The sequence below is a fragment of the Peptoclostridium sp. AF21-18 genome (assembly GCF_003478825.1).
Lineage (GTDB): Bacteria > Bacillota > Clostridia > Peptostreptococcales > Peptostreptococcaceae > Peptacetobacter.
In genome coordinates this window covers 1-13,483 of the sequence record NZ_QUGE01000020.1, presented here as the reverse complement: position 1 = coordinate 13,483, position 13,483 = coordinate 1, and the positions used below count along the sequence as shown (strand labels likewise).

General features: G+C 31.3%; 7 protein-coding genes. 3 read left to right on the top strand and 4 right to left on the bottom strand.

The features are described from left to right. Positions 1 to 68: 68 nt before the first annotated feature. Positions 69 to 1,649, top strand: coding sequence for a putative manganese-dependent inorganic diphosphatase (locus DWX74_RS08210; RefSeq protein ID WP_118549547.1), 1,581 nt, complete (start codon positions 69 to 71; stop codon positions 1,647 to 1,649). A 944-nt stretch (positions 1,650 to 2,593) separates the two neighbouring features. Then, positions 2,594 to 3,496, top strand: a complete 903-nt coding sequence (locus tag DWX74_RS08205) for a LysR family transcriptional regulator (RefSeq protein WP_118549546.1) — start codon at positions 2,594 to 2,596, stop codon at positions 3,494 to 3,496. A gap of 67 nt (positions 3,497 to 3,563) precedes the next feature. Here DWX74_RS08205 and pyk read toward each other — a convergent pair whose 3' ends face one another. Beyond that, positions 3,564 to 5,324 (bottom strand): pyruvate kinase, encoded by a 1,761-nt coding sequence (gene pyk / locus DWX74_RS08200; protein ID WP_118549545.1) that lies wholly within the window; start codon positions 5,322 to 5,324, stop codon positions 3,564 to 3,566. A 148-nt stretch (positions 5,325 to 5,472) separates the two neighbouring features. Continuing rightward, complete coding sequence (gene pfkA, locus DWX74_RS08195) at positions 5,473 to 6,441, bottom strand: 6-phosphofructokinase (RefSeq protein ID WP_118549544.1); 969 nt, start codon at positions 6,439 to 6,441, stop codon at positions 5,473 to 5,475. Between the two features lie 549 nt (positions 6,442 to 6,990). On the opposite strand from pfkA, the gene DWX74_RS08185 reads away from it, so the two are divergent. Next, a complete protein-coding gene (locus DWX74_RS08185) occupies positions 6,991 to 7,893 on the top strand; it encodes a DMT family transporter (RefSeq protein ID WP_118549543.1) in 903 nt (300 codons plus the stop codon). 683 nt (positions 7,894 to 8,576) lie between these two features. Here the strand turns inward: DWX74_RS08185 and DWX74_RS08180 are convergent. Beyond that, entirely contained in the window at positions 8,577 to 12,146 is a 3,570-nt protein-coding gene (locus DWX74_RS08180; RefSeq protein ID WP_118549542.1) for a DNA polymerase III subunit alpha, read from the bottom strand. 266 nt (positions 12,147 to 12,412) lie between these two features. Beyond that, positions 12,413 to 13,483 (bottom strand): RNA-guided endonuclease TnpB family protein (locus DWX74_RS08175; protein ID WP_118549541.1); only part of this gene is annotated, 1,071 nt, incomplete at its 5' end.

The window sequence follows — 13,483 nt, the reverse complement described above, 5'->3', positions numbered from 1 at the left end:
AATATGTTATAATAAATTTATGAAATTCACAAATTCAAATTACCAAAATTGAAAGGAGAATTATACCGATGAGTATATTAGTTTTCGGGCATAAAAACCCAGATACAGATTCAATCTGCTCTTCTATAGCTTATGCAAATTTAAAAAGAGCTTTAGGACAGGATGCAGTAGCTTGTGCACTAGGAGAAGTTAGAAAGGAAGCAGAATACGCTCTTAACTACTTTAAAGTAGACGCTCCTAAATTAATAGATGGAGTTAAAGCTCAGGTTAAAGACCTTTGCCTAGATACAGAAAACATATTAAATGTTTCTTCTTCACTATTAGAAGCTTACAACCTAATGAATAACAAAAATGTTGAAGCTATTCCAGTTGCAGATGAAGAAGGAAAATTCGCTGGATGCGTATCATTAAAGAAAATAGCTGAAGAGTTACTTCATCAGCACTTCAAAACAATAGACACTACAATAACTAACATATGCAAAAACCTTGATGGTTCTGTAGTAGTTAATTGTTCAGAAAAAATAAGTGGTAGAGTATTCACTCTTTCATTTGATATGGAAACAGTAATGGAAACTCTTGAATCAGGAGATATAGTTATAGTAGGAAATAGATTTGAAGCTATAGAATACGCTATAGACAACAAAGCTGCTTTAATAATACTTACTTCTAATACAGAAATATCTGATGAATTAAAAGCTAAAGCAGAAAGAAATGGTGTTTCTGTTATAACAGTTCCAACAAACAACTACAAAACTTCAAACACAATAAACCACTGTGCTTGCATAGAATCATTAGTTGAAGCTTGTGATTGTGCGGTATGTGAATGTGCTTATGCAGAAGACCTTGATCTTTGCGAAAAATGTCTTTACCCTGTTGTAAATGCTGAAGAAAAAGTTGTTGGTTTATTATCAGCTGCTGATGTAGCTAAATTACCTAAAAAAGACGTTATATTAGTTGACCACAATGAATATGGACAGAGTGCAGATGGACTTGAATCAGCTAATCTTCTTGAAATAGTTGACCATCACAAATTAGGTGGAATGAAAACAGATCTTCCTCTATCAGTAAGATTAATGCCAGTTGGATGTACTTGTACAATAATATACAACATGTACAAAGAAAATAACATAGAAATACCTACTGAAATAGCAGGACTTCTTCTATCAGCTATACTTTCTGATACATTAATATTCAAATCACCTACAACTACTGAATTAGACAAACAGGCTTGTGAAGACCTAGCTAAAATAGCTGGTGTTGACATGGAAAAATACGGAATGGACATGTTCAAATACGGAACTTCTCTTGACGAATACTCAATAGAAGAAATAGTAAACATGGACTTCAAAAAATTTGATATGAGTGGTAAATCAGTTGGTATAGGTCAGGTATTCACTCTTGATATAGACTCTATATTCGCTAAACAGGATCAGTTCCTTGACTACATAAACTCTACTGATTTTGATTTATTAGTTCTTGCAGTTACTGATATAATCAAAGAAGGTTCTTACCTAATATACAAAGCTCCAGATGCTGTAATATCTGAAGCATTTAACGTTGAAGGAGCTCAGGGAGTATTCGTTGAAGGATGCGTTTCAAGAAAAAAACAGTTAGTTCCTGGACTTACTGCTGCAGTTAAAAACATGTAATTAATATTTAAAAATAAAAAAGAGCTACTTAAATAAAAATTTATAGCTAATATCTATCGGGGATTGAAAACATAGACAAACTCTTCTCCAGCTTCGACGTGTATACGAGTAAAATCTCTTGTTTCAAAAAAACTGCACGTCTCCAGATTGTCGAACGAGTTTTGTCTATGTCTTTCAATCCTCCAAGTTAGATATTTTCCTATAAAAATTTAATTTAAACAGCTCTTTTTTTATTTTACAAATTTAACTTACATGTAAACATATGATTAAGCAAAATTCTTCTAAATCATCAAATTCTTACATATATAAGCATATTTATGCTATATCTCGCAGATTACAACTTTTTCTATATAATCTATTATTAATTTACTAGCTTATAAAGAGTGTATAAATCAATATTTTCCATCGCTAATGATTAACTTTCAGTATTGAATCTTATAGACAAAACGAACTCGACAATCTAGAGACGTGAGATTGATTTACAACAGAACATATTTCTATAACACACGTCGAAGCTGGAGAGGAGTTTGTCTATAAGTTCAATACTACTAGTAAACTAATAATGGAAAATATTGATTATACACTCTCAAATAGATAGTCATTAATAGTAGATTATATAGAAAAAGTGCTGTTACAAGAGAGTTACCAAGCTCGCATGTAACAGCACTTTTTATTTTATAAGACTCATTTTGGGGTGTTATAACATATAACTCCATACAGATAGGCATATTATCAACCAGCTCAGTCGTTGATTTTATGCATAATTACTTTTTACTTTTACCTTTCATGGGCTTAATCCCAGAATACCCAGTGAAAAGCTGTTTATTTGGTGTTATTCGGTTGAATTTCTACTACACATATAGTATACTTTTTTAATTGATATATTAAAAGCGACATTTTCTCATTATAGTTATGACAAAAATTAATATCAGGAGGGATACTTAATGGATATAAATACTTATAAAATATTTGTTACTGTTGCAGAAACAAATAACATTTCATATACGGCCGAGCTACTTGGGTATACACAGTCTGGTGTAAGTCATTCCATGAAGAGGCTTGAAAAGGAGCTAGGACTTCAATTATTCATTAGAGATAGATACGGCGTTCATCTGACGCCTATTGGTAGAGATTTTCTTCAAAAGGTGAGAGCTCTTATGTCTGAAAATGAAAAGCTAGAACAGTTCATATATAATATCAAAGGACTAGAAGTTGGTTCGTTAAATATAGGTACTCTTTCAAGTATTTCAGTAAACTTGCTACCAGATATTATAAATAAATTTAACTTGGAACACCCAAATATAAGCATAAACCTAAAAGAAGGCGGTATCACAGATTTATACAACTGGGTTTTAGAATCAAAAGTTGACTTTACCTTTTCCTCTTTAGACAATATAGACACCAATAGAAATTTGGAATTTTTGCCAATCCTAGAAGATAAATACGTTGCAATATTTCCAAAATCATATAATATAGAAAATATAAATAGTTTTACAATATTAGATTTTAATGGCAAAGATTTCATACTTCCCGATCTTTCTTACGACAATAGTATATTTGAGATATTAAAAAAAGAAAATATAAAGCCCATTTTTAGATTTTTATCACAAAATGACTATTCTATCATATCAATGGTAGAAAATGGCTTAGGATTTGGTATACTGCCTGAGCTTGCCATAAAAAGAGAAAAAAATAGACTACAGTATTTACCGCTAGAGCCAAATTATTTTAGAACGATAGGTATATCTATGAAAAAATTTAAAGACCTATCTCCAGCAGCAAAAACATTCATCTATTTTGTTGCTAATTACTTTGATATTCCACACGATACACTTAAACAAAAATAAATAAATAAAAATGGGCTACTGATTTTACAGTAACCCATTTTTTATATGTTCAAATTCTATTAAATTCTTATAAAACTCTTGAAGATCCTTTGTATATTATACCAGCTTTAGCATCTACTGTTACTATCTCTCCATCTTTAACAGTTTTAGTTATATCAGCTACTGATACAACAACTGGAGTATTAAGGTTTAATCCTACTATAGCTGCGTGAGAAGTCATTCCTCCGAATTCTGTAACTATAGCTGCTGCTTCTTCTATGTAGCAGTTCATATCTTTATCAGTTGTTTTAGCAACTATTATATCACCTTTTTTAAAGTCTTTTATTTCTCCATTATCATTAGCTACTCTAACTCTACCTTCAACAGTACCATTTCCTATACCAACACCGTTTCCAAGTACTTCACTTATAACGTGAACTTTTATTAAGTTAGTAGTTCCGCTTACACCAACAGGTACACCAGCTGTTATTACAACTAATTCTCCGTTTTTAACGTATCCTGCTTCTATTGAAGCTTCTATAGATTTTTCTATAACTTCATCTGTATTTCCTGCTAAAGCAGATTTTATTGGATATACACCCCAAGTTAATGCAAGTCTTCTCATAACTGCTTCATTGCTTGTAGCTGCTATGATTGGAGCCTGTGGTCTGAATTTAGATACCATTTTTGCTGTATATCCTGAAGAAGTAGATGTTATTATTGCTGAAGCATTTAAGTCAACTGCAGTAGTACAAGTAGCGTGACTTATTGCATCTGTAACAGTAACATTTTTAGAACCTTTTTCTTTTAACATTCTATCGTAGTCTAAAGTTTGTTCTATTCTCTTAGCTATACTAGCCATTACTTTAACAGCTTCTACTGGGTATTTACCTGCAGCAGTTTCTCCAGAAAGCATTATTGCGTCTGTACCATCGTATATAGCATTTGCAACGTCTGTAACTTCTGCTCTTGTAGGTCTTGGATTTCTTATCATAGAATCAAGCATCTGAGTAGCTGTTATAACTGGCTTAGCTAATTCATTACATTTTTTGATTATCATTTTCTGAACTATAGGTATTTCTTCAGTTGGTATTTCAACCCCAAGGTCACCTCTGGCAACCATTATACCGTCTGAAACCTGTAGTATTTCATCTATGTTTTCAACACCTTCCTGGTTTTCTATTTTAGAAAGTATTAAAACATCTCCAGCGTTATTTTTTTCAAGTATTTCTCTTATAGCTAATACGTCAGAAGCTTTTCTAACGAATGATGCAGCTATCATGTCTATACCTTCTTTTATACCAAATTCTATATCGCTTACGTCTTTTGGTGTTATAGCTGGTAAGTTTATTTTTACACCTGGTACGTTAACACCTTTGTGGTTTTTAACTATTCCAGAGTTTTCTACTATACATTTTATATTTCCGTTTTCAACAGATTTAACTCTAAGTCCAACTAGACCATCGTCTATTAATATAGTATCGCCTTCTTTAACGTCATCTGCTAATCCTTTGTAGCTTACTGTACATATTTCTTTTGTACCAACTACTTCGTCCATTGTTATTGTGAATTCAGATCCTTCTTCAAGAAGAACTTCTGGGTCTGCAAAGTTACCAGTTCTTATTTCTGGTCCTTTTGTATCAAGAAGTATAGCTATTGGTTTGTTTAGTTCTTCTCTAACTTTTTTAACCATATCTATTCTTCCTTTGTGTTCTTCATGAGAACCATGAGAGAAATTGAATCTACATACATTTAATCCATTAAGCATTAACTCTTTTAAAACTTCTTCACTCTGTGATGCTGGTCCTAGTGTACAAACTATTTTTGTTCTTTTTATATCGTTTAACATATTTCCTCCTGATATAGATGGATAAATTTTGCACCGTAAGATGTAATCCACCGTATATATATGTATTATCTGTTACAAATATAACTGATATTATATTTTTTAATCTAACCTATTCCTCTTATTTCAAATTCTATTAATTTTATATTTATTATATAGAAAGTACTTTTGCCATTTCGTATAATTCTCTATTGAATGTTTTTGGCATAGCTAAAGCTTCCTGTATATCTAAGTCTATTATTTTGTTATCTTTTATACCAACAACTCTTGAAGATTTTCCTTCTAATAATAATTCAACAGCTCTGTATCCGAATCTACTTGCTAGTATTCTATCAAATGAAGTTGGGCTACCACCTCTCTGAACATGTCCTAAAACAGTTACTCTAACATCTGCTCCTGCCTGTTCAGTTAAAACTTTTTTAAGGTCTGCTGCACTACCAACTTTTTCAACACCTTCAGCCATAACTATTATACTGTGTCTTTTTCCTCTTTTCTGAGTTGTTTTTAATCTTAAAGCTATTTCGTCTAATTTTACGTCTACTTCTGGAACTATTATTGTTTCAGCTCCCCCTGCTATACCTGCGTATAAAGCTAAGTCTCCACAGTTTCTACCCATTACTTCAACTATGTTTACTCTTTCATGAGAAGAAGAAGTATCTCTTATTTTGCCTATAGCATCTATTACAGTATTCATAGCTGTATCAAATCCTATTGTGTAGTCTGTGTATTCTAAGTCGTTATCTATTGTTCCTGGTATACCTATAGCTGGGAATCCCATTTCGCTTAATTTTTTAGCTCCGTTGAAAGATCCATCTCCACCTATAACAACTAGGCAATCTATTCCATATTTTTTAAGTACTTTTACCCCTAATTTTCTACCTTCTTCTGTTTTGAATTCTTCACATCTTGAAGATTTTAATATTGTACCACCTCTGTGGATTATGTCACCAACTGAAGAAAGGTTCATTTCTGTTAAATCTTCTTCTAAAAGACCTTTATAACCTCTGTTTATTCCGTATACTTTACATCCGTAGTATATACCAGATCTTACAACTGCTCTTATTGCAGCATTCATTCCTGGAGCATCTCCACCACTTGTTAAAATACCTATTGTTTTCATTGAGTTATACCTCCTAAAATTTTTTCTATTCTATCTAAATTTTCTTGAGGACGTTTTCCGTCCCTGTATTTAAATTTTATCCCACAAGTTTTAAAAAATTAAAATGTCCTTTTTCTTAAAAGTCCATTTTGTGTTATTATATCACAAAAAGTCGTTAAATTATCATTAAATTTGAATTTTCTTTCGCTTTATATTATAAATACATCTTAGGTGTTTACTATTTGAAATACGCTACACTATTAGTACCGTTATCAAATATTTAGGTTTACTCTTTATCCCTAAATTTACACTATTTAAGCCATTTATGAGTAACAATAAAAAAGGGAATATTTTTTTTAAATACTCCCTTTTAATCAAAATTTATTTTGTTTTTAAAATACAATCTAGTTTTTTAGTAAGACATTTTTTCAGGAATTACCCCTCTTACTCCACCCTTAGGGTATTTTGTGTCGCCAATGTATCTCGGCATTAAATGAATATCTTTCTAGAAATCATAAAAAAATTATTGTATAATCTATAATTGAACTAAAATTTAGGAGGTAAACTTTTATGTTTTATCTATTACTAGCAATAGTATGCAGTGGTTCTATAGCTCTAATATTCAAATATAGCGAATCAAAAGAATGCAACAGAGCACTTGTAACCACTTTCAACTACTTAACAGCTACTGTAATATCTGCAATAGCACTTGCAAAGTCTGGTCTAAATGTTCCAGCATCATTTGACGGAATAATGGCCAAAACAATGGCAAACTTCGCAGGGACTCTTACACCAGAAGGAAGCTTCGGAGCTTCAATACTACTTGGGATTATAACAGGATTTTTATTCTTTATAGGTTTCGTCGTTTATCAGAAGAGTATAAACGAATGCGGACCTTCAATATCAGGTATGTTTGGAAAAATGGGAATTCTAGTACCTATGATATTTTCAATATTCTTATGGAATGAGATGCCATCGGCGATAAAATGGGTGGGAATAGTATTATCTTTTGCATCTATATTAATAATAAATGTAAATCCTGCCAATTTAAAAGAGTCAGATTTTAAACCGATTCTGATAATTTTATTCGTATTTTATGGATGTGCAGACTTTATGAATAAAGTATTCCAGAAATACGCATTAGTAGAGTATAAAAACTTCTTCCTACTAATAGTATTTATATCTGCTACAATATTCAGTTTAGGTATGCTATTTAAGAATAGAAAAGAAGGGTTCAATCTTACTAGCTGTTTAGTTGGTATTGGGGTTGGTATTCCAAATATGTTCTCTTCATTCTTCCTTATAGATGCTCTAAAAACACTTGAAGCTGCTGTTGTTTATCCAATATTCAGCGCTGGTGGTATAGTGTTTATCATGTTTATGAGTTATATAATATTTAAAGAAAGACTTAGCAAAAAAGAAAAACTTGCCGCTGCTCTTACAATAGTCAGCATGGCAATTGTAAATATATAATTTTAAAAAATATTTTTATGTCAATAAAACATAGCCATAGCATTTTTTATCTATACAATTATGCTATGGCTATGTTCTTTTTTATCCAAAAAAACTAACCCTTTTTTTAATTTATTTATTTTTTACAACCTTATATTATAAAGTATCATTTATTTTACTTTAACTTTAATATTTAGCATTATTTCTGTTTGTTTTTTTATTTTATGATATATTTTTTATGTTTTTTATTTTCTTATAACGGATATTATACTTTGTACAGAAGTTAAATTTATTATTCTGATAATATGAAAATATCGTTAATAAAAAAACATTATTTTTTAAAGGAAAACGATTGTTATTTTTGAGTATATTTATTATTTTTTAGAATAAAGTGATTTTTTTTTGATTATACATAGTTTTTTTCTATTATCACTTCTTTTTTTGTACCCAGTATATATTTTATGGTGTTTACAGATTGTTTTTTTTTTAATATAATATATATGAACTCAATACCTAATATAACATAAATTAAGATTCTAAAATTTTAATTTACTAACTAACCACTTTAAAGATATTTTAAATTATCCTCTAATTTAAAATAATCAATCTGTAGGAAAAACCACCTTTATATAAAGGTGGTTTTTTCTATATGATATTTATTTTTTTTCGAATTTAATGTTTTTATATTTTTTTAATAATTAAAGCTATATCTCTTCAATCTCTATATTTAATTTACCAACTAAACTTCCCAACTCTTTTTTCAGTTCTTCGTCTGCATTTATGTACATCCCCGGAACTTTATATGCTATAGGTTTGCTCATATCTATGTTTTGATCTTTAGGCAACAATACTAACCTATCCCTTCCAGGATATTTTCTAGTTATTGTAAATATCTTCATAAGCAGCTCTTCATCCCCTACAGTGTCTATTCTAACATTCATCTGTCTATTCTTAGATTTGCTTGAATTGCTTCTTACATCAAAAGATATCTTTTCACTATTAAACCGATATTCTTCATTGATATCTTTTATATCTCTAGCGATTAATTTTGCTTCATCATCGTCAATACTTATCGCACCTTTTATTAGTATTATACTGTCATCGTTTAGTAGTATGTTGAATTTTTTAAGAGTCTGAGGGAACACTACAACCTCTATAGCTCCATATAAATCTTCTAGTGTGATAAACGCCATTATTTCATTTCTCTTCGTAGTCATTATTCTCTTGGCGATTACCATTCCACCCATGATTACTTCTCTATCGTGAAGCTTCATGAATGTTTTTTCGTTCTCTTTTAGCTCGTTTATCTTTTTCATGTTTATGCTAGTTTTTCTATCTAGCTCAGATTTGTATTCTGATAATGGATGTCCGCTAAGATACATTCCCAGCACTTCTTTTTCCATGTTCAGTCTTTCTTTTTCGCTAAACTCCCTTACAACAGGCAGATTTGTAGAAAGTTGCATATCTGGTACTTCTTCTACCTGTGCAGAAAATGCGTCAAATAGTGAAATCTGTCCCTGGACGTTTTTCTTTCTATCCATAGATATACTTTCTAGCACTGACTCATATCCAGCCATAAGTGTGGCTCTATTCTCGCTAATTTGGTCAAATGCACCACATTTGATAAGACTTTCAACCACTCTTTTATTTGTATCTTTTGTATCAAGTCTTTTTGCGAAGTCTACAAAGTCTTTGAATTCCCCATTTTCTTCTCTTTCTTTTACAATATTTTCGATTATATTTACCCCTACGTTTTTAACCGCAGCAAGCCCAAATCTTATACTATCGCCCTCAACAGAGAATTTTGAAAAACTCTTATTTATATCTGGTGGATTAACAGATATTCCTATTGCATTGCATTCTCTAATATACTCGACAACTTTATCTGAGTTCCCCATTATACTAGTCATAAGAGCTGCCATGAACTCAACTGGATAGTGCACTTTTAAGTATGCTGTTTCATATGCTAAAACACCATACGCAGCTGCATGAGATTTATTGAAGGCATATCTTGCGAAATCTATCATATCATCGAAAATTTTATTTGCATCTTCTTCTGATATTCCATTTCTTATACATCCAGGAATTTCTATATTTCCTTCATCGTCAAATTTTCCATGTATGAAGTACTGTCTTTCCTCTTCCATGACGTCCATTTTCTTCTTACTCATTGCTCTTCTAACTAAGTCACTTCGACCATAGCTATATCCAGCAAGATCCCTAACAACCTGCATAACCTGTTCCTGATATACTAGACACCCATATGTTACCTCTAGTATAGGTCTTAGTTTATCATTTATATATGTTACTTTTTCTGGGTTGTTTTTGTTTTCTATATATGTCGGAATTGAGTCCATTGGACCCGGTCTGAATAGAGATATACCGGCTACTATATCTTCAAAGCTATTTGGTTTTAGCTGTTTCATAAAGTTTCTCATACCAGAACTTTCTAGCTGGAATACACCAAGTGTATTTCCTTGAGATAATGTTTCAAATACTTCATCGTCATCATATTCCATTTTTGAAAAATCTATATGCTCTGTGTATCCTTTTATATCTCTGTTTAATTCTATTAAATCTAGCGCATCTCTGATAACTGTCAGAGTTCTAAGTCCTAAGAAGTCCATTTTTAGAAGTCCTAGTTCTTCAAGTGTAGTCATTGTAAACTGAGTAGTTATAGAGTCCTGATGCTTGTATAGTGGCACGTATTCGTCTACAGGGTTTCTGGCTATAACGACACCTGCTGCATGTGTAGATGCGTGTCTTAGAGTACCTTCTAATCTCTTAGAGATATCTATAACTTCTCTAGCCTCTGCATCAGACTCATAAAGTTCTACAAGTGTAGGATTGCTGTCCATAGCCTTGTCTATAGTCATACCTAGCTCAAAAGGTATTTCCTTAGCTATTTGATCTGCTTTGTTATAAGAAACATTTAAAACTCTGGCAACGTCTCTTATCGCTATTTTGGCACCCATTGTACCAAATGTTATTATCTGCGCAACATGGTCTTCCCCGTATTTTCTTTTTACATAGTCTATAACTTCTTCACGTCTTTCGTAGCAGAAGTCGATATCTATATCGGGCATGGATACCCTCTCTGGATTTAGGAACCTTTCAAACAGTAGGCTGTACTTCATTGGGTCTATATCTGTTATTTTTAAAGTATATGCAACTATAGAACCTGCAGCACTCCCTCTACCAGGTCCAACCATTATATTGTTCTGTTTTGCAAAGTTTATAAAGTCCCAAACTATAAGGAAGTACTCAACATATCCCATATTTTCTATTGTATTTAACTCGTACTCAAGTCTTTCTTTGTATTCCTCAGGACAATCTTCTCCATATCTTTCTACAAGTCCTTTTTGACAAAGTTCTCTAAAGTATCCATTAGTAGTGTATCCCTCTGGAACATCGTATCTTGGAAGATGATATTTGTTGAATTCAAATTCTACATTACATCTCTCCGCAATTTCATTTGTATTATCTAAAGCTTCCTCTAGCTCTGGGAATAATTGCTCCATTTCTTCTCTACTCTTTAAGTAGAATTCATCACTAGGGAATTTCATTCTATTTTCGTCGTCTATAGTCTTCTGCATCTGAAGACACATAAGTATATCCTGAATTTTTGCGTCGTCTTTATCCACATAATGCACATCATTTGTCGCAACCAGTGGAATATTTAATTCTCTTGATAGTCTAACTACTTCTGTGTTTACCTGTTTCTGCTCTGGAAGCCCATGGTCCTGTATTTCTAGGTAGTAGTTACCATTGCCAAATATATCCCTATACTCCATAGCTAGTTTTCTAGCTTTGTCGTAATTTCCGTTCATTATGGCTCTCGGTACATCACCAGCAAGACACGCAGAAAGTGCTATCAAGCCTTGACTGTGCTTTTTAAGCTCGTCCATATCTGTTCTAGGCTTATAGTAAAAACCGTCTACATAAGACTTAGATACTATTTTTATAAGGTTTTTATATCCTGTCATGTCTTTAGCCAAAAGTACTAGATGACCTTGATGCTTGTCGTAGTTTGGATCTTTATCTGTAAGCTTTCTCGGTGCTGTATATACTTCACATCCAATTATAGGCTTTATTCCTTCAGCCTTTGCAGCTTTATAAAAATCTATCGCTCCAAACATACATCCATGGTCAGTTATTGCAACGGCAGTCATCCCTTTTTCTTTAGCTCTTTTTACAAGAGTCTTTACCCTAGAGAATCCGTCTAGCAAACTATACTCTGTATGTACATGAAGATGTGTAAAGTTTTTTTCCATTCGTCCACCTGGTTCTAAAAATATATACAAATGTACTCATTTTAGATATTTCGCTCTTATTCTATCTTTTGATAGTTTTAAGTCTTGGTTGAGCCAGTTATCTCGATAAAATTTCTATCTCGATTATCCCACAACCGTATTTTTTATTTATTTAAAGCATTTTATCTAATCCCCGTCACCGATAAAACATACCCTCTATTTATCAACTGTTGAATAAATACAAAATATATTTGTGATTAAATAAAATATACTTTTAATCTATCTTTTTACTTTGTATCAGCAATTCTACTTTCTAATATTTCCTTAACTTTCTTATAACTTGTAAACATCTTTATTTCTTTATCATATTTTCTTTCTAAAATATTCTTACTTGCATTTATATCTGCATGAATTTCTCCACAATTATCACACGTAAACAAATCTACATTTCTTATCCCAAATCTTCCACATTTACTACAAATTTGACTTGTATATGCTGGATTTATGTATGTAAATTCAATACTACTTAATTTAAATTTGTACTCAAGTCTATCTCTTATGTAGCCCTTTATCCATCTCGATAACTTTCTTTTTACAGATTTTGGATATCTGTCATCCCAACTCACAAAATCTAAATTTTCCATTACAACTTCCTTCGGCTTTTCTGACTTTATAAATTCATCGATATTTTTATTGATATAAGATTTAACTGTTTCATCGTGTTTATTTTTGTTGTTTCTGTATTTTTTCTTTCCTAAATTATTTTTAAGTATGTTGTCTGCTTTTTTAGTGTTACCTTCTTCGAGGTATTTTCTTCTAAGTGCGAAAAATCTGTTTCGATTAGCATTTTTTTTGTTCAATCTTTCGGTTTCCTTACTTAAATAATAATTCAGTTTTTCTCCATACAGATTTCCATTTGATGTTGCAAATAAATATCTATATCCTTTGTCTATTCCTATAATATTTTCGTTAGTATTTTCCTTTGATTCCACTTCTAATGGAATATGTATTCTCACTACATTATCTATAATTTTGATTTTAAGTGTTTTGTTGTATTTATTTGAATCCCTCAATTTAATCGGTACTCTTTTTCTTGTTTCCATTGAAGATATATAAATATAATTTTCATTTGTGTTATTTTTTGAATATCTATACAAACCTGTGTCTATCGAAAAAGAATTTATTTTGTTCGTATAAGGAACTTTCCCTTTATATCTTCTAGTGTATCTTTTTATCAAGTTATTCAAATATTTAATATTTAAGTTTTTCCCTTTAAATTTTTTAGGAATATCAAAGTTTATATTGTTTAATACGTTATAATAAAGCTTATTTGCTGATAGTATATAATTTATATAATA

Coding starts and splice junctions, on each gene's coding strand:
- DWX74_RS08210 (WP_118549547.1), top strand. CDS start 69: ATGAGTATATTAGTTTTCGGGCATAAAAACCCAGATACAGATTCAATC.
- DWX74_RS08185 (WP_118549543.1), top strand. CDS start 6,991: ATGTTTTATCTATTACTAGCAATAGTATGCAGTGGTTCTATAGCTCTA.
- pfkA (WP_118549544.1), bottom strand. CDS start 6,441: ATGAAAACAATAGGTATTTTAACAAGTGGTGGAGATGCTCCAGGAATG.
- DWX74_RS08205 (WP_118549546.1), top strand. CDS start 2,594: ATGGATATAAATACTTATAAAATATTTGTTACTGTTGCAGAAACAAAT.
- DWX74_RS08180 (WP_118549542.1), bottom strand. CDS start 12,146: ATGGAAAAAAACTTTACACATCTTCATGTACATACAGAGTATAGTTTG.
- pyk (WP_118549545.1), bottom strand. CDS start 5,324: ATGTTAAACGATATAAAAAGAACAAAAATAGTTTGTACACTAGGACCA.